22 protein-coding genes are annotated in these 23683 nt (G+C 62.0%); 2 read left to right on the forward strand and 20 right to left on the reverse strand.

The window, feature by feature from the left end:
* Window positions 1-45: 45 nt before the first annotated feature.
* From NKJ91_RS01320 to NKJ91_RS01370, 11 genes are all read right to left on the reverse strand, one after another.
* Window positions 46-1380: a sulfatase family protein gene (locus NKJ91_RS01320; protein ID WP_352454141.1), complete on the reverse strand. Its 1335-nt coding sequence runs from the start codon at window positions 1378-1380 to the stop codon at window positions 46-48.
* Window positions 1381-1402: 22 nt separating this feature from the next.
* Window positions 1403-2218, reverse strand: coding sequence for a carbohydrate ABC transporter permease (locus tag NKJ91_RS01325; protein WP_023675500.1), 816 nt, complete (start codon window positions 2216-2218; stop codon window positions 1403-1405).
* 7 nt (window positions 2219-2225) lie between these two features.
* On the reverse strand, window positions 2226-3179 hold the full coding sequence (locus tag NKJ91_RS01330; protein ID WP_352454142.1) for a carbohydrate ABC transporter permease: 954 nt from the start codon (window positions 3177-3179) through the stop codon (window positions 2226-2228).
* A gap of 4 nt (window positions 3180-3183) precedes the next feature.
* Complete coding sequence (locus NKJ91_RS01335; protein ID WP_352454143.1) at window positions 3184-4431, reverse strand: ABC transporter substrate-binding protein; 1248 nt, start codon at window positions 4429-4431, stop codon at window positions 3184-3186.
* A 200-nt stretch (window positions 4432-4631) separates the two neighbouring features.
* On the reverse strand, window positions 4632-5444 hold the full coding sequence (locus NKJ91_RS01340) for an SDR family NAD(P)-dependent oxidoreductase (RefSeq protein WP_352448128.1): 813 nt from the start codon (window positions 5442-5444) through the stop codon (window positions 4632-4634).
* Window positions 5441-6442, reverse strand: coding sequence for a sugar phosphate isomerase/epimerase family protein (locus NKJ91_RS01345; RefSeq protein ID WP_352448127.1), 1002 nt, complete (start codon window positions 6440-6442; stop codon window positions 5441-5443). The genes NKJ91_RS01340 and NKJ91_RS01345 overlap by 4 nt, the downstream gene beginning before the upstream one ends.
* A gap of 37 nt (window positions 6443-6479) precedes the next feature.
* The gene (locus NKJ91_RS01350) at window positions 6480-7253 is read right to left on the reverse strand and encodes an SDR family NAD(P)-dependent oxidoreductase (protein WP_352454144.1); all 774 of its coding nucleotides are present in this window, start codon (window positions 7251-7253) and stop codon (window positions 6480-6482) included.
* Between the two features lie 4 nt (window positions 7254-7257).
* Entirely contained in the window at window positions 7258-8355 is a 1098-nt protein-coding gene (locus NKJ91_RS01355) for an ABC transporter ATP-binding protein (RefSeq protein ID WP_352454145.1), read from the reverse strand.
* A gap of 10 nt (window positions 8356-8365) precedes the next feature.
* On the reverse strand, window positions 8366-9298 hold the full coding sequence (locus NKJ91_RS01360) for a carbohydrate ABC transporter permease (protein ID WP_023675507.1): 933 nt from the start codon (window positions 9296-9298) through the stop codon (window positions 8366-8368).
* The gene (locus NKJ91_RS01365; protein WP_352454146.1) at window positions 9291-10229 is read right to left on the reverse strand and encodes a carbohydrate ABC transporter permease; all 939 of its coding nucleotides are present in this window, start codon (window positions 10227-10229) and stop codon (window positions 9291-9293) included. Before NKJ91_RS01365 ends, NKJ91_RS01360 begins: the two co-directional genes overlap by 8 nt.
* A gap of 57 nt (window positions 10230-10286) precedes the next feature.
* Entirely contained in the window at window positions 10287-11552 is a 1266-nt protein-coding gene (locus tag NKJ91_RS01370) for an ABC transporter substrate-binding protein (RefSeq protein ID WP_352454147.1), read from the reverse strand.
* A gap of 143 nt (window positions 11553-11695) precedes the next feature.
* Here NKJ91_RS01370 and NKJ91_RS01375 point away from each other — a divergent pair, with 143 nt between their 5' ends.
* Window positions 11696-12892: an ROK family transcriptional regulator gene (locus NKJ91_RS01375; protein WP_352454148.1), complete on the forward strand. Its 1197-nt coding sequence runs from the start codon at window positions 11696-11698 to the stop codon at window positions 12890-12892.
* A 68-nt stretch (window positions 12893-12960) separates the two neighbouring features.
* Here the strand turns inward: NKJ91_RS01375 and NKJ91_RS01380 are convergent, their stop codons facing one another.
* Window positions 12961-13914, reverse strand: coding sequence for a DMT family transporter (locus tag NKJ91_RS01380; protein ID WP_502903544.1), 954 nt, complete (start codon window positions 13912-13914; stop codon window positions 12961-12963).
* Window positions 13915-14260: 346 nt separating this feature from the next.
* Between NKJ91_RS01380 and NKJ91_RS01385 the strand changes: the two genes are divergently transcribed.
* Window positions 14261-15592 (forward strand): PQQ-dependent sugar dehydrogenase, encoded by a 1332-nt coding sequence (locus tag NKJ91_RS01385; RefSeq protein WP_352454149.1) that lies wholly within the window; start codon window positions 14261-14263, stop codon window positions 15590-15592.
* Between the two features lie 127 nt (window positions 15593-15719).
* Here the strand turns inward: NKJ91_RS01385 and NKJ91_RS01390 are convergent, their stop codons facing one another.
* The 8 genes from NKJ91_RS01390 to NKJ91_RS01425 all read right to left on the reverse strand — a co-directional run bounded on the left by NKJ91_RS01390 (window position 15720) and on the right by NKJ91_RS01425 (window position 23503).
* Window positions 15720-17228, reverse strand: coding sequence for an aldehyde dehydrogenase family protein (locus tag NKJ91_RS01390; RefSeq protein WP_352454150.1), 1509 nt, complete (start codon window positions 17226-17228; stop codon window positions 15720-15722).
* Window positions 17229-17389: 161 nt separating this feature from the next.
* Window positions 17390-17734 carry a cupin domain-containing protein gene (locus NKJ91_RS01395; RefSeq protein WP_352452935.1) on the reverse strand — a complete coding sequence of 115 codons (345 nt, stop codon included), beginning with the start codon at window positions 17732-17734 and terminating at the stop codon, window positions 17390-17392.
* 23 nt (window positions 17735-17757) lie between these two features.
* Window positions 17758-18102 (reverse strand): cupin domain-containing protein, encoded by a 345-nt coding sequence (locus NKJ91_RS01400; RefSeq protein ID WP_352454151.1) that lies wholly within the window; start codon window positions 18100-18102, stop codon window positions 17758-17760.
* Window positions 18103-18340: 238 nt separating this feature from the next.
* Window positions 18341-19615 carry a glycosyltransferase gene (locus NKJ91_RS01405; protein WP_352454152.1) on the reverse strand — a complete coding sequence of 425 codons (1275 nt, stop codon included), beginning with the start codon at window positions 19613-19615 and terminating at the stop codon, window positions 18341-18343.
* Between the two features lie 17 nt (window positions 19616-19632).
* Window positions 19633-20706: an ABC transporter ATP-binding protein gene (locus tag NKJ91_RS01410; protein WP_352454153.1), complete on the reverse strand. Its 1074-nt coding sequence runs from the start codon at window positions 20704-20706 to the stop codon at window positions 19633-19635.
* A complete protein-coding gene (locus NKJ91_RS01415) occupies window positions 20703-21497 on the reverse strand; it encodes an ABC transporter permease (protein ID WP_352454154.1) in 795 nt (264 codons plus the stop codon). The genes NKJ91_RS01410 and NKJ91_RS01415 overlap by 4 nt, the downstream gene beginning before the upstream one ends.
* Window positions 21490-22332 carry an ABC transporter permease gene (locus tag NKJ91_RS01420; RefSeq protein ID WP_352454186.1) on the reverse strand — a complete coding sequence of 281 codons (843 nt, stop codon included), beginning with the start codon at window positions 22330-22332 and terminating at the stop codon, window positions 21490-21492. Before NKJ91_RS01420 ends, NKJ91_RS01415 begins: the two co-directional genes overlap by 8 nt.
* A 106-nt stretch (window positions 22333-22438) precedes the next feature.
* Window positions 22439-23503: a polyamine ABC transporter substrate-binding protein gene (locus tag NKJ91_RS01425; protein WP_352454155.1), complete on the reverse strand. Its 1065-nt coding sequence runs from the start codon at window positions 23501-23503 to the stop codon at window positions 22439-22441.
* Between the last annotated feature and the right edge of the window lie 180 nt (window positions 23504-23683).

A 23683-nucleotide genomic window follows, 5' to 3' on the forward strand; every position in this document is an offset into this window, starting at 1 on the left:
AATTTCTCTCGTGCATTGTTGGATCCGCTGCGCGACGTGACATGATCAGCTGTCGCTCAGCCGGATTTCATTCCAGCTTCCATGCCCGGCGGCAAGGATCTCGGGCCTTGCCTCGCCGGCCTCCACCATCAGGGCAACGATGCGGCCTCGCAGCCATGCACGCGTCTCTGCGTGATCGGGCGAAGCTATGAGATTGGTTAGTTCGTTTGGATCGGCATCGAGGTCGTAGAGCCTCGCCTCGACATAGAAATCGCTGCCGGAATCCCGCCAGCCGTCTTTTCCCGGTGCCTCGACCTCATATTTCCACCGTCTGGTGCGCAAGGCGCGGCCGACATGGTGCTCGCTGATTTGAATGAATATCTCGTCGCGCGGCGGCCGTTCGCCCTGCAGTGCGTCGAGCAGCGAGACGCCCTGCATCGAATTGGGCACTTTCAGGCCGGCCGCGGCGAGCAGGGTCGGCGCGAGATCGACGAGGCTGACCAGGCCTTCATATGTGCCGATGCGCTGGAAGCCGGGGCCGTGGAATAGCGTCGGCACGCGGATCGACGCCTCATGACAGGAACGCTTGTATTCGTTGTTGCGGGTCTTGAAGTGACATCCGTGGTCGGAGGTGAAGAGGATGATCGTGTCGTCAAGCCGGCCAAGGCTGTAGAGCGCCTCGATCAGCCGTCCAAACGCCTCGTCGAGGCGTGCGACCATGCCCAGATAGCCGGGGAAATGTTCGGCTGTCGTGCCGCCAAGTGCGGCGAGATCGCCGGGAATGGCGAGCTTCTTGCGGATCCTGTCCTCGTATCCGAGCGGGGCAGGGTAGTTGTCCGTCTGGTTCTGGTGATGCGGCTCGAGGAAGGACAGGAATAGAAAGAACGGCTCGTCTTCCCTCGATGCGACATAGCGGATTGCAGCGTCAGTTAGGGCATCGACGCGGTATCCCGGCAGCTTCACCGCCTTGCCCTCATTGTCGTGGACGACGGTGTCGAAGGGGCCGGAAGTGAACTCCAGGATGTTGGAGGCCAGCCAGTAGCGATAGCCGCCGCGTTGTTCCTGGGTGACCGGCTCGGCGGACCCCAGGTGCCACTTGCCGATGTAGGCGGTGTCATAACCTGCCGCGGTGAAATGATGCGCGAGCGTACGCTCGCTCTTCGGCAGTGGGATGTCGTTGCGGTAGCAGCCGGTGATGGTCGGGTACCGCCCCGTCTGGAACACGGAGCGGGCGGGTCCGCAAACGGGCTGGCAGGTAAACGAATTCGCCACGAACGTGCCGGTCCCGGCGAGGCCGTCGAAATTTGGCGTAAGCTCGAGCGGATTGCCATGGACACCAACGGTGTCCCAACGCTGCTGGTCGGTGAAGAAGACGATCACGTTCGGTCGGCGGGACGTCATAGGGTGCAATGCCTCCGAATGGTCATTTCATGCCTGCCAGCATCACGCTGCGGACGAAGTAGCGCTGCGTGAAGAGGAACAGCAGCAGGCTCGGGATGAAGAGAATGATCCCGCCCGTCGCCGTCAGGTTCCACTGGGTGAAGAATTCCTGGTTGAAAAGCGTCAGTCCCGTCGTGATCGGTCGCATTTCGGTGGTGTTGACGGCGACCAGCGGCCAGAGGAATTCGTTCCACTGGAACACGAAGGTGAGGAGGGCCAGCGTCGCCAGTGCCGGACGGACCTGCGGCAGCACGATGCGCCAGTAAAGGCCGAGTTCCGAGCAGCCGTCCATCCGTGCAGCGTCAAGCAACTCGTCGGGAATCGGACGGATGAACTGCCGCATCAGGAAGATTCCGTAGGCGCTCATGGCGAATGGAAGGATAAGGCCCTGATAGGTGTTGAGCCATCCCATCCGTGCGGTGAGCACATAGAGCGGGATCATGCGGATGAAGAATGGGATCATCAGCGTCGACAGCACCGCGACAAACATGACGCGCTTACCGGCGAATTCCATCTTCGCGAAGACGTAGCCGATCAACGGATCGAAGATCAGATGGAGGAAGGTAATCCCGCCGGCGATGATGAAGCTGTTGAGCGTGAAACGCGCGAACGGCGCCTTCTGCCAGATGTCGATGTAATTCGTGAATTGCCACGTCTCGGGGATCAGAATCGGAATGCCGCTGAAGACGTCGGCATCGCTCTGCAGCGACAGCGAAAGCATGTAGAGGAACGGAAAGATCGACAGCGCCACGCAGAAGAGCAGCAGTAGGTAGGACGGGAGCGTTTTTGCGAATGTCATGCCAACCTCAATAGGTGGTTTCGCGGTTGAGCAGGCGGAACTGAACGAAGGTGATGGCCAGGATCAGCAGGAACATCAGGAAAGACAGCGCCGAGGCGTAGCCGATGTTGAGCTCGAAGAAGGCTGCCTCGAACACGTGCAGGCTGAAGAACCGCGTCGCGTCGGCCGGTCCGCCCTTGGTTATCAGGTAGGCCGGCGCCAGCTCCTGCAGCTGGCTGATCGTGCTGACGACCGCGATGAACAGCGTGGTCGGCGTCAACAACGGCCAGGTCAGATAGCGGAATTGCTGCGTCGGTGTGGCGCCGTCGATGGATGCGGCATCATAGAAGTCGGACGGGATCGACTGCAACGCGGAGAGGTAGATCAGCATGGCATAGCCGACATCCTTCCAGACCGTGATGGCGATGAGGGTCGGCAGCGCGGTCGAGGTGTCGCCGAGCCAATTCTGGGTCGGCAGCCCAAGCTCGGCAAGGAAGCTGTTCAAGATGCCAGTGTAGGGATCGAGAATTGCCTGCCACATCAACGCGACGATCACGAAGGAGGTGATGTAGGGAAAGAAGATGATTGCGCGGATCAGAGTGCGCCCCGGGATCGGCCGGTTGAGCACGACCGCCAGTCCGAGGCCAATGGCGATGCTGGCCGCGGTGACGCCTATCGCGAAGGCCAGCGTCACGAAGAGCGACCGCCGAACGCGCGCGTCGCCGAGGGCAGCAACGTAGTTGTCCAGTCCGGCGAATCGGCTCTCGCCGATCAGCGGCTGGCCGCTGTACAGGCTCGCCCAAAACTCCAGTCCTATCGGATAGAAGAAATAGACCGAGAAATAGAGGATTGCTGGCGACAGCAGCAGGTAAGCGAGAAGCGTTTGTCTGGTGCGCCGGCTGAAGCGGGCAGCTCGCCGGGTCTGCATCGCGCCGACGCGAATGTCCGTATCGGCCGTATCGGTGCTGCCGCTGATAAACATCGGCCTAGTTGTTGGCCAGGATGACGTTGGCCTCGGCCGCGAATTTCGGCATAATCTCGGCTGCTGGCTTCTGATTGTAGATGATATCCTCGAGCGCACTTTGCAGAAGCTTCTCGATTCGCGCGTGCTTGCCGGTGAGGCGCAGCTCGGCGGTGACGTCTTGCGCGTAAGGCAGGCATTTGCTGAAGCTGCCGATGACCGGATCGGCCTGAACCTCGGCGTTTTCGGCCCAGGATTTGCGCGGCATCGTCATGCCCGCTTCCTTGGTAGCCGCCAGTTCCGTGTCGAGCGCGACGAGCCGCTTCAACAACTCCCAGGCCTCCTTCGGGTGCTTGGCGTCCTTAGGGATCATAACGCTGACGCCGCCCGCAAACGTCGCCTGCACCTTGTGCTTGAGTGATGGCGCAACCGCCCAGTTGAGCTTCGGGTTGCCCGAGCGGATCGGCTTCACGTCCCACGGACCGGTTATGATCATTGCGACCCGGTTGGCCGTGAACAGCTTTTGCGGACCCTCATAGTCAGCACCCGCCGCCGGCTTGGTCGCTGCTTTTTCCTTGTGGATCAGGTCGGCGAGGAACTGGATCGCTTCGATCGCCTCAGGACTGTCGAGATTGACCTTGTTTGTCTTGGGATCGTAATAGCTTACGCCGTTCTGCAGCAGCCACGACGAATAATATCCGATGCTCGGGTTGGGAGCGAAGCCGAAGCGGGCGCCGGTCGTCGTCGCCTTGGCAACCTTCAGGAACTCCTCCCAGGTCGCAGGCGGCGCGTCGAAGCCCGCCTGCTTAAGCATATCGACGTTGTACACGAGGGTGGCGCAGGTGAGGTGGATCTGGACGCCATAGTACTGGTCGCCGAGTTTGTTGCGCTCGACGGAATAGGCTTGCCAGTCGTCGGGATAGCCGATCGCCTTGCCGTCTTGTTCGATGAAGTCGTTCAGCGGCCGCAGCAGATTCCGCTGGCCGAATTCCTGCACCCAGCCGCCGGGTTCGGCGACGAGATCGGGCGGGCTCTTCGCAGCAAAATCCGCCACCAGCTTGGTGCGCATATCCGGCCACTGGAATTTCTCCCACTGCACCGACCATCCGGGATGATCGGCCTCGAACTTTGCTATTGCATCGGCATAAGCTTGATAGGCGTGGCCGGCGTTCCAATAGAGCGTCAACGTCTCGGCATGGGCCGCAGTCGCGGTCGTCAGGGCCACGCCCAAAACCATGCCGTGCAGGAATCCGACTGACTTGTAGCGGCTCATCTTGGTCTCCTCCCTGGTTTGCCACCCGCCTTCCTCACAATGGATGGCGTCATATTATTCGATTAATATACCCGCTATACCGCAGTTTTTGTCAAGCTCCGACTGTAATGCAGTGCATAGTTCTGGCCGAACTCGGGCGGAGCTATCTACAGCGCGCGATGGCGAAGTTGCTTCCGGTACCCGGTATGGACGATCGCGGCCTAACCTGGAAAGATCGTGAAACCGCCATCGACGCGGATTACCTGCCCGTTGATGAAGCGCGCGCGCGGACCGGCGAGGAAGGCCACCGCTTCGGCGATCTCTTCAGGCTCCGCATACCGGTTCAGCGATTTCTTGCTCGAATCCATGCGCTGCGGATCGACCACACGGCTCGCCTGGAACCGTGCCGTCTTGGTGGCGCCGGGGCTCACCGCATTGACGCGTACGCCATCGTCGATCAGTTCCTTGGCGAGGCAGCGCGTATAATGGACGACAGCCGCCTTGAGCGTCGAGTAGACCACCTCGGGCGAGCATCCGATATGCGCTGCCGCCGAGGCGATGTTGATCACCGAGCCTGAGCCACGCTTGACCATCGGCGGAACGAACGCCTGGCAGACCAGCATCGTGCCGATGAGGTTGTTCTCGGTTAGAACCTTGATGTCTTCGTAGTCGATGTCCAGTGCGTTGTTGGGATTGGGCTTGACGCCCTTGGCGCCGATGTCGCCGCCGGCGCAGTTTACCAAGACGTGCACGTCGCCGAGCTCCGCCTCGATCTTCCTCTTCATTTCCGCGACAGCTTGCTTGTCGCCGATGTTGCCGGTGACCGCGGTGATGCGCGTCCCATGCTTCTCCAAGCCCCTGGCAGAGTCGCCGAGGTCCGCGAATTCGCCATATTGAGATGGCCGGGCCCAATCGAGGTCGTGGACCGCGACGTTTGCGCCAAGTTCGGCCAAGCGGTCGGCCATCACGCGGCCGAGGCCGCGTCCCGAGCCGGTGACGAAGGCGGTCAGGCCGCTGAGTTCTCGGGCAGTCATGCTGATTTCTCCATTGCAATGAAATCGAATTTCATCATGTTGGCGGCGCTGCGCCGGATCATGTCGAGCTCGTACGAAACGAGCGCACCGTCATCATCGCGCTCCCATGGCGTGCGGTAGTCGGCGTCGTCCGCAAGGCGGTTCAGGCGCGCAGCACTCAGGCAGGCCGCGAATTCGCGGGCGGTCTTCGGCGCATATCCGTTCCACCAGTCGTCGGTGAGACAGCGAACGTGACGGGCCTCCAGCGCGCCGGGCTCAAGCACCGCCGTCAGCGTGTCGTGGTGCTCGCCAAGGATGGCTGCCAGTTCGGCGAAAGGCACGGCGCCGTCGCCGATCGCGCAGCGGACCAGGCGGTAGCCCTCATCCGTGAACTGGACGCGATAGTCCTTGAGGTGAACGTGGCGGACATGGGGCGCGATCCGGCGCGTGAAGGCAAGCGGCGCCTCGCCGACAGGAAAGGTGTTGCCGGTGTCGTAGGTGATGCCGACACCCGGCCCGCCGAGTTCGCAGAACGCAACCAGTTCGTCGCTGCCGAAGTCCTGATGGTTCTCGATGCCGAGCACGCGTCCCTCGGCCGCCGCACGCGGCCCCCATTCCGTCAAGGCAGCGCGAATCGTTGCGTTGAACTCGCTCCATTTCGGACCCCACGCATTGCGGTCGCCGCACAGGACAGGCGTCAGTGCGATACGGATCGTCGTCGCCTCGAGCAGGCGCGCAGCCCGAAAGGCGTTGTCCAGCGGACCTGCCACTAGAAGTCCGCCGCTCACCACCGGGACGATGTCCAGCGCGGCAAGACGCCTGCGCAGGGCGACGATTTCGGCGTCAGTCAAGTCGGTCAACCAGGGTTCGTAGATCTCGAGCGTGCGTGCGCCCAGTTCCTGCGCCAGCGTGATGAAGCCTTCCAGCCCCACGCCGTCCGGATTGTGCCGCGGCGTGCCGCGGCCCTGCAGGCCGAGATAGTAGGTCAGTCCGTAAGGGTTGAGGCCGAGACGAAACATCAGCTTGGCGGTTCCAATGGAGAGCGGAGAGGCGTCACTAGCGCAGACCGGCATCGACGGTTATGGACTGTTTGGTGATCATGCGGCTGTCGTCGGCCGCCAGGAAGAGCACGGTGCGTGCAATCTCCTCGCCCAGCAGGACGCGGCGAATCAATTGCCGCTGCACCGTCTGGTCGACTGCCTCCTGCGTCTTGAACCACAGCTCGCGCTGCCGCTCGGTCATGACGGCGCCGGGTTCGATCGCATTGACGCGGATGTTATCCGGTCCGAACGACCGCGCCAACGCACGCGTCAGCGCCACCACGGCCCCCTTGGCGGTGGCATAGGCCACCATCTGGTCCGCTCCGAACCGCCAGGCAATGGAGGAGAAGTTTATGATCGAGCCGAAGCCGAGTTCCTTCATATGCGGATGCACTGCCTGCGCGGCGAAGAAGTGATGCCTCAGATTGACGTCGAAGCTGCGGTCCCAATAGTCGGCCGTTACCGCGTCGATGGGATGGCGCTGATCATTGGCTGCGTTATTCACCAGGACGGCGACCGGACCAAGCCGCGCGCGCACGCCTGCTACCGACGCCTTTAGCGCATCGACGTCGGTCACATCGCAATGGAGATATAACGGAGCCTGCCCGGCGGCACCAGCGAGCTCGCGCACCAACGCCTCCGCTGGTTCGTCCTGCACATCGAGAAAGGCTATCCGGGCGCCGTTCGCCACGAAGGCGCGGACCATATCGGCGCCAATGCCGGAGGCGCCGCCGGAGATCAGCACGACCCGATCGGTCAAGCTCGGATAAGTCGCGAATTGTACGGACATCAAACTACAGAAGCGCCTTGGTTGTTGGATCGAACAGACAGGCACGCGACATGTCGATGCCGAGCGTTATCGTCTCGCCCATGACGGGAGCGTCATCCGGCTCGAAACGGCCGGTGATCTCCAGGTCACCCAGCCTGAGCACGGCAAGCGTCTCGGCCCCGGTAGGCTCGACCAATTCGACCGGCGCCTGCATGGACGCCACAGCAGGTTTGCGCGACTTCAGATCGGTCGTGAAACGGTAGATGTGTTCCGGCCGGATACCGAGCACGACGTCCTGTGGCGCACCGGCGGGCATCGGCGCGGCAAGGGCGAGGCTGGCGTCGCTGCCGTCAGCGGCGCGTACCGAGATGCTGGTCGAGCCCGTAAGCCGGGCGGGAATGAAATTCATCGCCGGCGATCCCATGAAACCGGCAACGAACATGTTGGTCGGCCGGTCGTAGATCCGCTTCGGCGTGTCGAACTGCTGTACCGAGCCCTGGTTCATCACCGCAATGCGGGATGCAAGCGTCATCGCCTCGACCTGATCGTGGGTGACATACACCGTGGTCTTGCCGACGCGATGGTGAAGCTTCTTGATTTCGGTACGCATGTCGACGCGCAGCTTGGCGTCGAGGTTGGACAAGGGCTCGTCGAACAAAAACAGCTTCGGGTCGCGCACGAGGGCACGTCCCATCGCAACGCGCTGCCGCTGGCCCCCCGAGAGCTGGCCGGGCTTGCGTTTAAGCAGCTGTTCGATCTGCAGGAGTGCGGCAACGCGCTGGACAGCTTCCGCCTGCGCCGCTTTTGGCACGCCGCGGCTCTCCATGCCGAAGGTGATGTTTTGGCGCACCGTCATGGTGGGATAGAGGGCGTATGACTGGAACACCATCGCAATATCGCGGTCCTTGGGTTGCACCGAGTTCACCAGCCGGTCGCCGATCCATATCTCGCCCGACGTGACGGTTTCCAGTCCGGCGATCATGGCGAGCAAGGTTGACTTGCCGCAACCCGACGGGCCGACAAGGGCGACGAATTCTCCGGTCTTAGCCTCGAGATCGATGCCGGCAAGAATCTCGAGCGAGCCGTAGCTCTTGTGAAGGTTGCGGATCATCAACGCGGACATGGGCGACGCCTCATTTTATGGCGCCCTGGGTGAGGCCGCGCACGAAGTATTTTCCACCAAACAGGTAGATCAGCAGCGGAGGCAACGCGCCGATCAGCACGGCTGCGCTCATCACATCGTAAGCACGTGCGGTCGTGCCGCCGGCCGTGAGCGCGACCAGTGCCGCTGTGATCGGCTGCTGCTGGCCCGATGTGAAGACGACGCCGAACAGATACTCGTTCCAGATGCCGGTGAACTGCCAGATGACGGTGACGATCAGGATGGGCGGCGACAGGGGCAGGATGATCTTGCGGAAGATCCGCCAGAAGCCGGCGCCGTCGATGCGTGCCGCCTTGATCAGGTCGTCCGGTATGCTGACGTAGAAATTGCGGCAGAACAGGGTGGTGAACGAGATGCCCTGGACGACGTGGATCAGCACCAGCCCATATGTGGAATTGGTCAGGCCGAGCTTGCCGAGCAGGAACGCCCACGGCATCAGGGAAATCTGGCCGGGCATGAATACGCCGAGCAGCATCAGATTGAAGATCAGTTCGGAGCCCCTGAAGCGCCATTTGGAGAGGATGTAGCCGTTCATGGCGCCGAGAATGGTCGAGATGATGGTGGCGGGGATCGTCATCGCCAGGGAGTTGAAGAAATTGCGCTTCATGCCCTCGCAGGTACCGCTGACGCAGTAGGATCCCCAGGCCTGCGCCCACGCATCGAACCGGAAGCTGCGCGGTACGGAGATGAGGCCGTTGCGGGCAATCTCCGACTGCTCGCGCAATGAGTTGAAGATCACCACCAGTAGCGGCACGAGATAGACGATCGCGAAAAGCGTCAGCACGGCATAGACAAGGAAGCGGCTCCAGAAATGCCGGCGCGTGGCCGCGGCAGCTTCCGGATCAAAGCCGGTCGGATTGGGGCGGGCCGGATCAAAGCTGGCATCGGGAGCAATTTCAGCCATTGCGGCCCTCCGCCCGCCGGCGCCAGACGATCCACAACGAGTAAGGCACCAGCACCACCGCGACCGCCGCGAGCATCATCATCGCCGCGGCGGCACCCTCGCCGATTTGGCCGCGCTGGAACATCAGGTCGTAGACATAGATGGCGGGGAAGGTGGTGGACACACCTGGGCCGCCTCGCGTCAACGCCGCCACCAGGTCGAAGGTCTTGATGGCGAATTGTATCTGAATGACCGCCACCGCCAGGAATATCGGAGCGATGGTTGGCAGGATGACCCTCCGATAGGTCCGGAAAACCGACGCGCCGTCGATTTGCGCGGCTTTGACGAGATCCGGATCGACCGACCGCAGACCGGCCAGGAAAAGTGCCATTGCGAAGCCGGACGACTGCCAGATACCGGTTATGATCACCGCATAGATCGCAGTGTTGCGGTTGGCCGTCAGGGCGAAGCTGAAGTCGGTCCAGCCAAGCCCGCGAACGAAGGCCTGGATACCGTCGACAGGATTATAGAGCCAGCTCCACACCGTACCGGTGACGATGAAGGACACCGCCAACGGGTAGAGAAAGATGGTGCGCCAAGCCGCCTCGCCGCGGACGCGCTGGTCGATCGCGATCGCGAGCAGCAGGCCAACGGCCATCGAGCCAACGATATAGAAGCCGCTGAACAGGAAGAGATTGGTATAGGCGATGTTCCAGCGCCGGTTTGCCCAGAGCGAAGCGTAATTGTCCAGGCCGACGAACCCATAGGTCGGCAACAGCGACGAATTGGACAGCGAGATGTAGAGTGTCCAGAGCGTGAAGAGGAAAACATAGATGAAACTCGCCGCTATCGACGGCGCCAGCACCAGAATGGGCACCATCGTGCCCAGGCGCTCGCGCCACGGACGGGCCGCGGCAGCTGCGGCTGGTACAATCAGATCATGGGTGGACATCGGGCTGCTCCGGCGAGGTCTGGCCGGGAGCTTCGCCCCCGGCCATCATCGGCAGCGTCACTTCTGCGCTTCGGCCGCATCCGCCATCGCATTGGCCGCGTCCTGCGCACTCATATCCGGCGTTGCTACAAACTCCGTGATGCTATCCATTATTGCGCCGCGGACCTTTTGCGGAACCGTCATGTTGTGCGCCATCGAACGCACGAGCGTGCCGGCGGCGATCGAGGCTTGCAGATCCTTTTGCGAGAGTTGCTGGCAGGGATTGAAGCCGTTCGAAAGATCGACGTCGAGGCGGGCCGGAATGGACCCTTTGGTCTGATTGAAAATGGTCTGGAATTCGGGCGACAGGATGATGCTGGCAAGCAGCTTCTGTCCCTCGATATAGTCCGGGTCCTTCTGCTTGAAAAACACGACGGAGTCTGAATTCAAGATGAAACCGGGCTTGCCCCAATCGGTCGGCGCCTGAGCGCAGACATAGTCGGTGCCCTCCTTGAAGCCGCCGGCCGTCAGCAGGCCGATCGTCCAGTCGCCCATGATGTGGAAGGCGGCCTCGCCGCGGCCGACGAGATGCGACATGGTATCCCAGTCACGCCCGTTCATGCCGGGGTCCATGTACTTCGAGGTCATGGTGCGAAACTGCTCGAAGGCCTTGACCATGCCGTCGCTGCGCATGGCATCGACGTCGCCCTCGACGAAAGCTTTCTTGTAGAGATCGAGGTCCTGACCGTACACGACCACTTCGAAGACGGTCGAGTCGGTCCAGTCGGCGGTCGAGTGCGAAATGCAGATCTTGCCGCTGGCCACGATCTTGTCGCAGGCGGCGTTGAATTCCGCCCATGTCTTCGGCATCTCGGTGACGCCCGCGTCCTTCATGACCTTCGGCGATGCCCACAGCCAGTTGATGCGGTGGATGTTCATCGGCGCGGCCACCCAATTCCCGGTCGGCTTCATCACCGGCAGCAATTCGGGAGCGACGACCTTCTCCCAATTTTCCGCCTTCGCCAGGTCGTCGAGATTGGCTGTCATGCCCGTCTCGTTCCATTCGGCGATCTCGGGGCCTTTGAGCTGCACAGCGGGAGGTGCGTTGCCGGCGATCACATCAGCACGCAGTTTGGCCAGGGTATTGGCCGTATGGCCTGCGATGGAGGTCTGCTGCCAGGTGCCACCCTTGGCGGTAAACATCTCGCCGAGCTTGGCGATAGCCTGGGCGTCCGATCCGGTGGCCCATTGATGCAAGAGGTTGGTCTTCGGCTCCGCGAGGGCTGTTCCGGCAATCAAGGTGAAGGCGGTAGCGGCCGCAAAGGCCGTCCTCAGGTATTTCATCGTTTCACTCCCATATGTGATGCACGGTTCGTATCGACCGCTTGTGGCCCGCGATTTGAGGTCGTGGCCGGCGAGATTCAGTAATCTCCGTTCTTTCCAAGATGACATATTTGGGCTATCAGTCAACGTGCTTTGTGCCCATCATGAACAAACCTTCGCTTAGAAATTGGCTGATCGACAGGCCGTCCGCGTCGCCGGAGAGCCTGATCGTCCGATGCCTGCGCGAGCGCGGCGTGCTTTCTGCGTCGCAAATTACCCGCATTACCGGTTTGGCGCGGTCGACGGTTTCAACCGCGCTCAACGGCTTGAGAAAGTCTGGGATGGTGATCGAATCCTCGGCCCATCATGACTCGGCCAGGGGTATCGGCAGGCCTGCCATGACATTGACGCTCAATCCCGCCGCAGGCACTTGCGTCGGCATCCATCTGGCCCTCGACGAGATGCGGTGCGTCGTCGCTGACGTTTCGCATTCTTTCATTGCCGAACAAACTATCCCCATGGGTCTGGACTACCAGCCGCAACAGGCGGCCCAGCTCGCCAAGTCAGTGATTGCCCGATGCTACGAAGAGAACGGTCTGCCGATGGCGGGGCTCCTGGGGGTTGGGGTCTCCGTCTCGGGCCCAGTCAGCCGCGAAGGAGTGGTGCTGCGCGCGAGTATCGTTCCGACCTGGGCCGGGGTCAACATCCGCGATGTGTTCGGGCCGGTTCTCGAACAGCCGATCTTCGCCGACAATGAAAGCAACTGCTCGGCCATTGCGGAGCTGATGTGGGGCGCGGCCGTCGGCCAGGACGATTTCGTGCTGTTCAAGATCGATCTGGGCGTCGGCGGGGCCATTGTCCAGCATGGCCGGCTGGTGAGCGGCATCGCCGGCGGCGCCGGCGAATTCGGGCACATTAGCATCGATCCCGGCGGCGAGCTTTGCCGGTGCGGCAATCGAGGATGCCTGGAGCTCTATGGCAGCTTTGCCGGACCGCTCGAGCAGATTTCGCGCATCGTGCGGCGGTCGGTCACGATGGACGACGTGATCATGATGGCCGAGCAGGGCGACGTGAGGGCGCTGCGGATGATCGAGGACACCGCCGAGTTCGCCGGCCGTGGCCTTGGCCTGATCGGTTCGGTTCTCAATCCGCCGCTCATCATCATCGGCGGCCGCATGGCCTTGGCGGGCGACATTCTCCTGGCGCCACTGATCGCATCATATGAACGCCACACGCTCATCAAGTCCCGCGATGTGGCGCCTGCGCTGCGCACGCGGATAATCGTTGGCAAGCACACGGAGAACGATGCATTGCTCGGCGCGGTCGGCCTCGTGCTGCGCCACAACAGCCGGCTTCAGTGACCCGGCTTGCTTCGGGTGGCGCTCTGATTTTGCGAGCTGCTCGCCGAAGCAGCGGAACTGATGTTTGCCTACGCGACACGCACCGTGCGCTGCCTCGGCTTGATCGCGGTGGCGAGCAGCAGGCCGGCGATGATGAAGGCGGCGCCGGCGAGATCGTAGTCGTGCAAGCTTTCGCCAAGGACCAGATAAGCGAGAACGGCGACGAAGGCGGTCTGGAGATAGAGCAGCATGCTGGCGCGCCCCGCACCAAGCGTCTCGACGCTACGGTTGTAGAGATAGTACATCAGAGCGCCGCCGGGGCCGGCAACATAGGCGAGAGCCAGAAGGCCGTTCGCATGCAGTGCCGAACGATCCCCGGAAAACAGTTCCCAGAGATAGAAGGGCAGTGCCGCCAGCGCGCCGGCTCCCAGCAGCAGGACCACCATCGGCAGAAGCTCGATAGCGAATTTGGCGCGACGCAGCAGCACGGTATAGAGGCCCCAACAAAACGCGCTGCCGACGATCCACAACTCGCCGGGATTGAACTGCAGCTGCATCAGCGCGGCAAGGTCGCCGCGCGCCACGATCACCACCATCCCGGCCAGAGCGACCAGCGCTCCAAGCGCTTTCCAGACACCGAGGGGCTCGCCGAGCACGAAGCGGGCAAGCACCATGGTCATGATCGGCGACAGCGCCATGATGATGCCGGCGGTTGTCGCGTTGGTGTAGTTGAGGCCCGTGTAGATCATGCCCTGACACAAGGTTAGCCCGATAGTGCCGATGACCAGCACCTCGATCACCCGGGATTGGATCAGCACGAGCATCGCCCCGTGATGACGATGGACGATAGGCAGCAGGATCGCGCACGCGAGCGTCAGCCGCCAGAAGCAGAGCGCCCAAGGCGGCATCTCGGGGGCAACCCACTTGGCGGCGATATAGACGCCGGCCGACAGGAGCCAGCAGAGCGTCGCGAGGGAATAGGCGAGCGGAAGTGATGCGCCGGGTGTCGCTTCGCTACACTTGGATGTGCTATCGGCAGCGATTGGATATCCGTCTCCTCCCACCGCAGACTTTAGCAGATTTGCAGCGTCTTGCTAAGCAGCAACAACAGCTGTTTCACCAGCTGGTGCAATCGGTGGGTCATTGTGGGTCCCGCCGTTCACGGTCTCCTTCCATTCGAACGCATGTTGGCCCATGATTCATATTGCGCGACAGATATTCGCGCGGTTGCCACAATCTTCTCGCGCCATATTTCTACCGAGCGCAGATCTGTCGCGAATTCCTGGCCCTGGGATCACGAGCGCCGCTGTTTCGAGGCAATTGGAAGAATAAGCCACTGACTTCCGTTTGCACAAAGAGCGCGACACAAATCCATGCGGAGGACGTCCGATGCATGCCGGCTTCCCAGGAAGCGTACTCGTAGCGGTGTTGGGCACCGTCATGGCGAGCTGCGCTGGCATTCCGGCGCAAAAAACTGGTGCAATAACCGGCTATGGCCCCAACCCCACTTTACCGAAACCAAGACCGACGCTGATCCCGACTGTTAACATCGCCGAGGCGAAAGGCTGGCAGAAAGAAGGTATGCCGACCCCGGCGAAGGGGCTGACAGTGAACGCCTTCGCCACCGGCCTCGACCATCCGCGCTGGCTACATGTGCTTCCGAACGGCGACGTGCTGGTTGCTGAAACCAATGCCCCTGCCAAGCATGACGAAGGCTTCAGTCTTAGAAAGGTCTTCATGGACCTGGCTATGAAGCGGGCTGGCGCCGCGACCAAAAGCGCCAACCGCATCACGCTCCTGCGCGACACCGATGGCGACGGCATTGCGGATGTGCGCACGACGTTCGCGGAAGGCCTCAATTCGCCCTTCGGCATGACGCTGTCCAAAGGCAAACTCTTTGTCGCGAATACCGACGCGCTCGTCGCTTTCCCCTACTCCAATGGCCAGACCCGAGTCAGCACGTCGCCGGAAAAGATCATCGACTTGCCGGCCGGGGACCTCAACCATCATTGGACCAAGGACGTGATCGCAACTCCGGATGGACGCAAGCTCTATGTCACCGTTGGTTCCAACAGCAACGTTGGAGAAAACGGCATAGCCGCGGAGAAGAACCGCGCCGCTGTCCTTGAAGTGGATCGGTCTACCCGCCGCACTCGGGTCTTCGCCTCGGGCCTGCGCAACCCGAACGGGCTCTCCTGGAATCCTGAGACTGGCCAGCTTTGGGTCGCCGTGAACGAGCGTGACGAGATCGGCGACGACCTTGTGCCGGATTACATGACCTCGGTTCGTGACGGCGCTTTCTACGGCTGGCCCTACAGCTACTACGGACAGAACGTCGACGAACGTGCCAAGCCGCAGCGCCCCGATCTCGTGGCGGCAGCGATCAAGCCCGATTACGCCCTGGGCTCTCATACCGCCTCGCTGGGACTGACCTTCTCCAAAGGCGCGCGGCTCGGTTCGGCCTACGGCAACGGCGCCTTCGTCGGCCAGCACGGCTCGTGGAATAGAAGCGTGCACAGCGGCTACAAGGTCATCTTCGTGCCGTTCCATGGTGGCAAACCGAGCGGTCCTCCGGAAGATGTGCTCACTGGCTTCATCGGGCGTAATGGCGAGGCGATGGGCCGGCCGGTCGGCGTCGCTATCGATCAGACTGGCGCACTGCTCGTCGCCGACGACGTCGGTAATGTCATCTGGCGGGTCCGCCGAGCGAATGGCCGTTGAGCGCAGGTGGCCTTTCTGATTCCGACCTCACCAGCCTTCGGCTACAGCGCCACGCCCGATATGGCTGCATTCGGCGGAGACGGATATCCTAAACAATTAGCTAGCAGCACGCCCGAAGATAGTCGTGTCAAGCATGCTTGCGCCCGCCTGCCTCGCGGAACCAGCTGTCAGGATAGGGATACCACCAGCCCTGAATCTCCGGTCTGTGGTCGATGATGACCATCTTCGAGCGGCGGAATGCATCCAGACCCTGGCGGCCGAGCTCGCGGCCGAGGCCCGAAGCCTTCCAGCCCCCGAACGGCAACGCGTCATTGTCTATCAGCGGATTGTTGACCCAGACCATGCCGGCCTCGAGCCGCTCCGCGGCCTCATGCGCTTCGGCAAGATCGGTGGTGAAGACCGAGGCGCCGAGACCGAAGGGGCTGTCGTTGGCAAGCTCTATCGCCTCGTTGAAATCCTTGACCCGGCAGATTGCGGCGACCGGCCCGAAACACTCTTCGCGCACGATTGCCATATCGGCGGTGATGCCGGTCAGGATGGTCGGCTCGTAGAACCAGCCTACATTATGTGCCGGCGGAATGCGTCCGCCGGTGATCGCTTTGGCACCGCTGCGGATCGCATCGTCGACCAGCCGGATGACCTTCGCACGCGCGGCCTCGCTGACCAGCGGTCCGATTTCGGTTTTGTCGAGGCCGTTGCCGATACGCAGCGCGCGCGTTTTCTCGGCAAACAGATCGACGAAGCGGTCGTGAACGGCATCAACCACGAAGAACCGTTCGGCCGAAGTGCAGACCTGGCCAGTGAGATGGAAGGCAGCCGTGACGCTGCCGGCAGCCGCCACGTCCAGTGGGGCGTGTTGGCTGATGATCAGGGGATCGCTGCCGCCGGCCTCGATGACGCAAGGCTTCATGCGCTCTGCACATGCGACGGCGACAGCCTTGCCGGCGGCGACCGAACCGGTGAAAGCAACCGCATGCGTGCGGTCCGAGGCGATCAGCGCCTGCGCCGTTGCTGCTCCGCCTGGCATGCAGGAAACCAGGCCCTCCGGCAGGGAGCGGAACACGGTCATATAATCCAGCGTCGACAATGTTGTCGCTTCGGCGGGCTTGATCACGCAGGCATTGCCGGCGGCAAGCGAGGCGGCGACGGTCCAGCACATCAACAGGATCGGAAAATTGTAAGGCATGATGTGCACCGACGTGCCGTAGGGCTCGTAGCGGGCATACTGGAACGAACCGGCCTGCGTCGTGCCGGCGATCTTGCCGGCGTCGTCACGCGCCATTTCGGCGTAATAGCGGAAGATCGGCGCGCAATTGGCGATCTCGCCGATCGCCTCCGGATAGGGTTTGCCCATCTCGTGCACCATCAGCTCGGCGCAGCGCGTGAAGTCGGCCGCTTCGATGGCGTTCGCGACGGCGTGCAGATGCCGGGCACGGCTCTTGGCGTCGAGCTTTTTCCAGGCCGTTTGCGCCTTGGTCGCTGCGGTGAGCACGGCGTCGATCTCGCCGTCGCTGGCTGCGGTGATCGCGCCGACGGTTTCGAGCGTCGCCGGATCGATCACCGGTTTTGCCGCACCGGTCATTGGCCGATAATCCGGATTGACGAAGAAGGTCGGCCGGTCAGGTGAAAAGTCCATTCTGTCCTCCCGTGTGCACGGAGCCTTTTTGAGAATTCACCCTGCCGAGACAGGCGGCGTGGTTTTCGAGAACCGAAGCGGAGCGGACATTAAAGTCCGTGAGCATCGGAAGCGGAGAAAACGGCGTCAGGTGTCCGGTAGGGTAGAATTATCGAGAAGGTTCAGCGGATCATGTAAACTTTCTTGATGGTCTCGTGGACGGTGCAGACGCCCTTCCAGTCCTGCGGAAAGAACGCTGCGGTGTCCGGTTCGATCTCGATCACCTCGCCGGATTCGTGGACATAGGTGCAGCGTCCCTCGAGGAAATGGCAGAACTCGTCGCGGGTGACGTGGCAGCGCCATTTGCCCGGCGTGCAGACCCACAGTCCGCATTCGGAGCGGCCCTCCGGCCCCTTGTGCAGCAGCTTGCCGGAAGTGCGGGATTCGCCCTCGATCAGGGTGGGGATGACGCCCCAGTCGACCAGGTCGGTGAGGGCGAGCGGCGATTTCATGATCGGTGTCGGCATGTCGGGAGCTCCAGTGGCCGGCTTTAGGCCAGCATGTAAACGTTGCGGATGGTCTCGTGGACGGTGCATTCGCCGGTCCAACCGGCCGGGAACATGACAACCGTGGCGGCGGATACCTCGATCACCTCGCCGTCGTCCGATCTGTAGGTCGCGCGGCCGGCAACGAAATGGCACAATTCGTCGCGCGGAATCGCCAGCCGCCAGCGACCGGGTGTGCAGACCCAGATGCCGGATTCCGGCTGGTTGTTCGGCCCCTTGTGCACCAGCCTGCCGGTGGAGTGCGAAGCGCCTTCCAGCGCGTCGGGCTGGGTGCCCCAGTCGACGAGGTCGGTGCGGGTCGAGGCTTGGTGGAGGTGCGGCGCGGTCATGCGGGTGCTCCGCTGGTGCGACGCGCATTTTCGAGATGGCTTCGCTCTACGGCGCCCCTCTCTGTCCTGCCGGACATCTCCCCCTCAAGGGGGGAGATTAGCAGCTCCGGCGCCCTGCTCACTCCTTCGACGTTGGTGATTGGCGAAAGCCGGGGTGACATCCAATCTCGCCCCTTGAGGGGGAGATGGCCGGCAGGCCAGAGGGGGGTGCCTTGGCTCAGCATCTCAAACATCGCGCTCATAGAAGTTGTGCCAACAGCCCAGCCGCCTTCTCCGGGCCGTTTTGCGACTGCATCTGGGCCGACGTCTTGGCCAGCTTGGCCTTGATTGCCACGTCGGTCAGGCAGGTTTCGATCCTGGCGATGAGCTCGGCGTCGCTCCAGTCGTAGCGCGGCATGCCGAAGCCGTGGCCGGTCTCCTCGACCCGCGTCGCATTGTCGTGGCCGTCCCAGACGTAGGGCATGATGATGGCCGGCTTGCCGAAATACAGGCACTCGGTGAACGAGTTGTTGCCGCCATGATGGATCACCGCATCGACCTGCGGGATGACCGAGGGTTGCGGGAACCAGCTCTCGATGATGACGTTTTCGGGCACTTGCGCGTACTGCTCCTTGTAGCCGCCGACATTGACCAGGGCCCGGTAGCGCGTCTTGCCCAACGTTGCGACGATGCGCTTCAGCAGATCGACATCGCCGGCGCCAAGGCTGCCGAAGGAAACATAGAGCAGCGGCCCGTCATTATTCTTCGCAAAAACCGGCACGGTGTAGGGCTTCTCCTGCCGCACGCAGCCTTCCAGATATTGGAATTTTGCCGGGTCGAGCGGATAGCGGCGCTTGAACTTCGCCGCCTCGGGATAGAGCAGCAGATTGAGGTACGGCGAGGCCTCGAAGAACTGGCCGATCGGATACGGCGCTTCGTTGTTCGCTTTCAAAAACGCATTGAAGTCGTCATGGATCGGCTTGATGACGGCGTTGAAATGGTCGCGGTAACGCCGATGGCAGGCGTGGTCGTTCTCGCCGCAGCCGGACAGATGTGGCGGGATGTCCTCGTCCTCGATCTCGTTTTCCGAGCAGGAGATGACGCGCACCCAGGGCTTGCCATACTGCTTGATTGCCGGGAACAGGATGACGTTGTCGACACAGATGACATCAGGTTTGATCGTCGCAAGCACGCCAGGCAGATCCTTCTCAGCCCATTTGGCGCTGTCGACAATCGCCGTCCAGCAATCCTTCACGTAATTGTCGACCTGGTCGTAGGGCGATTTGCGGAAGTTCGGGATGTGGCCGTTGATGAAGTCTTCCCAGAACTTGGCCATCTGTTCCGGCGGCATCGGCTCGGACAGGTTCACCGGATGAGCCTCGAAGCCGTAGCCCTTGTAGACGTCGACGAAGCCGGGGTCCGACAGGAACACCGCTCTGTGGCCGCGCGCCTCGATCGCCTGGGCTATGCCGACGGAATTGAGCGCGGGGCCATAGGCGGCCTCCGGAAAGAACGCGATCGTCTTCTGCGCCATGAGAGGTTCTCCTTCGATCAATCTGCGAAAATTCTGACGTCAGCCGCATCCCAGCCGAGCTCGACTGTATCGCCCGACGAGACCGGGCGGCGGTCGGCGGCGTCGGCGGTGACGCGCACCAGGAACGGCTTTGGCGACAGGGCGGTGCGGACGTGCAGCTGCAGATCGAGTCCCTGATAGGCCAGCGCCTCGACCGCGCCGAAGATACGGTTGGCCGTTTCTGCCGACGGGAACAGTCGGATGCGTTCGGGCCGCACTGAAGCTACCGCCGCAGCGCCGGGCGAAATTGTTGCGGGAACATCGCCGGCGATCCGCACGCCGTCGCTTGCCAGCACGCCGTCGCCGGCGGCTTTGCCCTGTACGAAATTCATGACGCCGATGAAGTCCGCGACGAAACGGTCCCCCGGATGCTCGTAGACCGCATGGGGTGTATCGCATTGCAGCAGCTTGCCGTCCCTGAGCACTGCCATACGGTCGGCCATGACGAGCGATTCCTCCTGATCATGGGTGACGATGACGAAGGTGATGCCGACCTCGTGCTGCAGCCGCTTCAGCTCCAGTTGCATGGCCCGGCGCAATTTCTTGTCGAGTGCACCAAGAGGTTCGTCGAGCAGAAGCAGCCGTGGTCGCTTGACCAGCGCTCGGGCAAGCGCGACGCGCTGCTTCTGCCCGCCGGACAATTGCTCCGGCTTGCGGTCGGCGAAGGCAACGAGTTCGGTCGTCGCCAAAATGGCGTCGACACGGGAGCGGATTTCCTTTGCAGGCAAGCGTTCCATTTCGAGGCCGTAGGAAACATTCGCCCTGACGCTCATATGCGGAAACAGCGCATAGGACTGGAACATCAGATTGACCGGCCGCTTATTGGGCGGGGTCCTGGCGATGTCACGGCCGTCGAGCAGGATGCGCCCGTCATTGGGCGTCTCAAAGCCGGCCAACATGCGCAGCAGCGTTGTCTTGCCGCAGCCCGAAGGTCCAAGCAAGGCGAAGAACTCGTTCTCGCGGATATCCAGCGAAATGCCGTCGACCGCCGTCACCCGGCCGAACTTCTTCGACACGTTGTCGATCGCCAGCAGCGTGCGGGGCTCGTTCATTGGCCGATCACTCCACGGTTGAGCCGCTGCGACAGGGTCAGCGCGGTGATTGAGACCGCCATGACGATAGTCGCCAATGCATTGATCTCCGGCGTGATGCCGAAGCGAATCATCGAATAGATCTGCATCGGCAGCGTGGTCGAGGCGCGGCCGGCGCCGGCGGTGAAGAAGGCGATGATGAATTCGTCGACCGAAAGGGTGAAGGCGAGCAGCGCGCCGGCGACGACGGCAGGCAGGATCACCGGCAACGTCACCCGCCGAAATGTCGTGAGCGCGGAAGCACCGAGATCGGCAGAGGCCTCGACGATCGACCAGTCGAAGCTTTTCAGCCGCGCGCGCACCACGGAGCAGACGAAGGCGAGATTGAAGACGACATGGGCGAGGATGATGGTGTGCAGGCCCAAGGTGAGATCAAGCATCGAGAAGAAGCTGAGCAGCGCGATCGCCAGCACGATGTCGGGAATGATCATCGGCGCAAAGATCAGCGCCTCGAGACCTTTGCCGTATTGCCGGCGTATTTCGACGCCGATCGCCAGCAGCGTGCCGAGCAGCGTGGCGATGGCGGTCGAGACAAGCGCCACGATCAGTGTGTTGAGCGCGGCAGAAAGGATTGCGGCGTTTCCGATTAGCGAGACATACCATTTCAGCGAGAAGCCCGACCAGACGGTCGGCAGCCCACCTTGGTTGAACGACAGCGCCACCAGCACGGCGATCGGGATGTAGAGGAAGGCCAGGACCAGTGAAAGCACGAGCCAGAGCGCGCGCCTCGTGGCGAGGGAGCGCTCAGCCATCGGTGCCTCCTCTCGCTTCGGCGGTACGGCCCGAGGCGCGATCAGCAGCCAGGGCCTGCGCCGTCAGCACCAGCAGCATGATGGCGATCAGCACCATTGCCAGTGCCGCACCGAAGGGCCAGTCATTGGCGGTCAGGAACTGCTCGTAGACGACATTGCCGGTCATCTGGAAGCGCCCGCCGCCGAGCAGAGCAGGGGTCACGAAATTGCCGATCGACAGCACGAAGACGAAAACAGCACCGGCGGCGATACCCGGCACGGTCAGTGGCAGGATGACCCGGCGAAATGTGGTCACGGCCGACGCGCCGAGATCGCGCGAGGCCTCTGCGAGCTCCGGATTGAGCCGCGACAGCGGCGCGTAGCAGGCCAGGATGACGAAGGGCAGATAGTTGTAGACCAGACCGGCGATGACGGCGCCTTCGGTATAAAGCATCGACGGCGGCTCGCCGGTGTAGCCGAACCAGCGCAGCAGTTGTGTGATCAGCCCTTCGCGGTTGAGCAGCACGATCCAGGCATAGGTACGGATCAGGTAGTTGGACCAGAAGGGCAAGACGGCAAAGAACAGAAACACCGGCTGCAGTTGCCGGGGTGCTGCCGCGATCGCATAGGCGGCGGCATAACCGATCACCACCGCGACCAGGGTTGCCGTGCCGGCAATGCGCGCCGAATTGAGGAAGATGCCGGCATAGAGCGGGTCGAACACCAGCCCGAAATTCTCCAGCGTGAAAGTGTAATCGATGCCACCATAGATGCCGCGCCGGAAGAAGGCGAGCGCCAGCACCAGCGCGCATGGCACGACCATCAAGGCGGTGAGCCAGGCCAGCGCCGGCGTCATCAGCAAGGATGAGCGAAGTCTTGTTTGGGACAAGATTGCGGTACCGCATTCAACGGTCGGTGGCGAAAACTCCGCCGTCGACCGGGATCTCTGATTTTGATGTCGCTTATTGCGCGGCCTTGATTTCGCTGACGATCTTCGAGTAGTCGCGTTGGGCATCGCCGACATCGCGCAACTGCTCGAACTTGACCAACTCTGCCACCGGCATGCTCATATTGGGAAATTTGGCGAGAAAATCCGCCGGCAGGCTTTCCATAGCCGGCTTGTTCGGTACCTTGTAGTCGATGTTCTGGGCCGCCCAGGCGTGGTTCTTGGCGTCCAGCATGAAGTTGATGAACTGGAAGGCGGCGTCCTTGTTGGCCGATGCCTTCATCACGACCATCGTATCGACCCAGAGATCCGAGCCTTCTTTCGGTATGGTGTATTTAATTTGTGGATTCTCGGCGATCCCGTAATTGCACCAGCCATCCCAGGCCTGAACCATCAGCGCCTCGCCCGAGACCAGCTTTGAATAAAAGGTCGTGTCGTCATAGGCCAGCAAGGTCTTCTTGGCCGAGATCAGCAGGTCCTTGACTTCGCCGAGCTTTGCCGGATCGGTCTCGTTCACCGAATAGCCCTTGGCGAGTTGGCCGGCGGCAAGCAGCCAGCGGTCGGTCGCCAGCATCGTCGTCTTGCCCTTGAGCGCATCGGACGGGGCGAGAAGGTCGTTCCAGCTCACCGGCTCCGCCTTCACCAGATCCGAACGGTAGCAAAGGCCGGTGGTGCCCCAAGTGTAGGGCACGGAAAAATTGTTGCCGGCGTCGTGCGGCAGCTTCGCCGCCTCGGGATAGAGATTGGCGAGGTTAGGGATCTTGGCATGGTCGATCGCCTCGATCAGGCCGAGCTTGTTCAGCACTTCGGCGAAGGGCGAGGAGACGAAGACCACGTCATAGCCCTTGCCGCCGGACGCGACGAGCTTGCCCATGATCTCCTCGTTAGTGGCGTGAACCACGACTTCACCGGAGACACCGGTCGCCGCCTTGAAAGCTTTCATGGCATCCGGCGCCATGTAGCCGTCCCAGTTGGAGATAACGAGGTCGGAGGCAGCCGCCGGCGCTGACAGCGCCAGGCCAAGGCCAAGTGCGATCAAGGATTTCCTTAACGGACGGTGCCGCAGGGTGGTGGTGGTCATGACAGACTCCCATTCTGGTTGATCATCGAACTTAGTCGTCGGACCAGCGCTTGCAGCCGTAGCCGCTTTGATCCTGTTCCCCGGTCTTTTATTGCCGATTGATCTCACAGTACTATTGCAGAAAAAAGTACGTCAATCCATAATTTGTCAACTACGGTGAATCCCGGCCGATCGCATCCG

Source organism: Mesorhizobium sp. M0040, assembly GCF_040323505.1.
Lineage (GTDB): Bacteria > Pseudomonadota > Alphaproteobacteria > Rhizobiales > Rhizobiaceae > Mesorhizobium.

Bases quoted from the DNA above. Each gene is read 5' to 3' on its own strand.
- NKJ91_RS01340 (WP_352448128.1), bottom strand. From the start codon at position 5,444: ATGACTGCCCGAGAACTCAGCGGCCTGACCGCCTTCGTCACCGGCTCG.
- NKJ91_RS01405 (WP_352454152.1), bottom strand. From the start codon at position 19,615: ATGGCGCAGAAGACGATCGCGTTCTTTCCGGAGGCCGCCTATGGCCCC.
- NKJ91_RS01400 (WP_352454151.1), bottom strand. From the start codon at position 18,102: ATGACCGCGCCGCACCTCCACCAAGCCTCGACCCGCACCGACCTCGTC.
- NKJ91_RS01410 (WP_352454153.1), bottom strand. From the start codon at position 20,706: ATGAACGAGCCCCGCACGCTGCTGGCGATCGACAACGTGTCGAAGAAG.
- NKJ91_RS01375 (WP_352454148.1), top strand. From the start codon at position 11,696: ATGAACAAACCTTCGCTTAGAAATTGGCTGATCGACAGGCCGTCCGCG.
- NKJ91_RS01345 (WP_352448127.1), bottom strand. From the start codon at position 6,442: ATGTTTCGTCTCGGCCTCAACCCTTACGGACTGACCTACTATCTCGGC.
- NKJ91_RS01355 (WP_352454145.1), bottom strand. From the start codon at position 8,355: ATGTCCGCGTTGATGATCCGCAACCTTCACAAGAGCTACGGCTCGCTC.
- NKJ91_RS01390 (WP_352454150.1), bottom strand. From the start codon at position 17,228: ATGGACTTTTCACCTGACCGGCCGACCTTCTTCGTCAATCCGGATTAT.
- NKJ91_RS01365 (WP_352454146.1), bottom strand. From the start codon at position 10,229: ATGTCCACCCATGATCTGATTGTACCAGCCGCAGCTGCCGCGGCCCGT.
- NKJ91_RS01330 (WP_352454142.1), bottom strand. From the start codon at position 3,179: ATGTTTATCAGCGGCAGCACCGATACGGCCGATACGGACATTCGCGTC.
- NKJ91_RS01350 (WP_352454144.1), bottom strand. From the start codon at position 7,253: ATGTCCGTACAATTCGCGACTTATCCGAGCTTGACCGATCGGGTCGTG.
- NKJ91_RS01335 (WP_352454143.1), bottom strand. From the start codon at position 4,431: ATGAGCCGCTACAAGTCAGTCGGATTCCTGCACGGCATGGTTTTGGGC.
- NKJ91_RS01385 (WP_352454149.1), top strand. From the start codon at position 14,261: ATGCATGCCGGCTTCCCAGGAAGCGTACTCGTAGCGGTGTTGGGCACC.
- NKJ91_RS01395 (WP_352452935.1), bottom strand. From the start codon at position 17,734: ATGCCGACACCGATCATGAAATCGCCGCTCGCCCTCACCGACCTGGTC.
- NKJ91_RS01415 (WP_352454154.1), bottom strand. From the start codon at position 21,497: ATGGCTGAGCGCTCCCTCGCCACGAGGCGCGCGCTCTGGCTCGTGCTT.
- NKJ91_RS01360 (WP_023675507.1), bottom strand. From the start codon at position 9,298: ATGGCTGAAATTGCTCCCGATGCCAGCTTTGATCCGGCCCGCCCCAAT.
- NKJ91_RS01420 (WP_352454186.1), bottom strand. From the start codon at position 22,332: ATGACGCCGGCGCTGGCCTGGCTCACCGCCTTGATGGTCGTGCCATGC.
- NKJ91_RS01370 (WP_352454147.1), bottom strand. From the start codon at position 11,552: ATGAAATACCTGAGGACGGCCTTTGCGGCCGCTACCGCCTTCACCTTG.
- NKJ91_RS01325 (WP_023675500.1), bottom strand. From the start codon at position 2,218: ATGACATTCGCAAAAACGCTCCCGTCCTACCTACTGCTGCTCTTCTGC.
- NKJ91_RS01425 (WP_352454155.1), bottom strand. From the start codon at position 23,503: ATGACCACCACCACCCTGCGGCACCGTCCGTTAAGGAAATCCTTGATC.
- NKJ91_RS01320 (WP_352454141.1), bottom strand. From the start codon at position 1,380: ATGACGTCCCGCCGACCGAACGTGATCGTCTTCTTCACCGACCAGCAG.